Annotated in this window: 1 protein-coding gene; it reads left to right on the top strand. The window is 50.5% G+C overall.

Going from position 1 to position 279, the window contains the following annotated elements; translation table 11 throughout:
- Window positions 1-279, top strand: a 279-nt coding sequence (locus J0A66_RS23230) for a DUF6702 family protein (protein WP_338143954.1), incomplete at both ends; no start/stop codon positions are given.

Genomic DNA, 279 nt, shown 5'->3' with positions numbered 1-279 from the left:
ACCGAGCATATTGAGGTTATGCATCGCTTTTACCTGCATGATGCTGAACATGCGGTAAAGGAAATATTTGGTAAAGAGGCGGATATCATTGGGTCTGAACAAACCCAACGTCAGTTTGCTGAATATGTGGCGGAGCGTTTTGCCCTGATGCGTGACGGGCAAGCCTTACCCTTAGGTGCGGTGGGCTTTGAGACCGAAGGGAAATTCTTTTGGGTGTATCAGGAGACGCCGACCCCGGTTACCCTGGAGGCGTTGTCGGTAAAGCATAATGCCTTGCGT

The organism is Bowmanella dokdonensis (genome assembly GCF_017254865.1).
Lineage (GTDB): Bacteria > Pseudomonadota > Gammaproteobacteria > Enterobacterales > Alteromonadaceae > Bowmanella > Bowmanella dokdonensis.
Note: the sequence above shows the minus strand (reverse complement) of the source record. Positions and strands in the feature narration are given on the sequence as shown.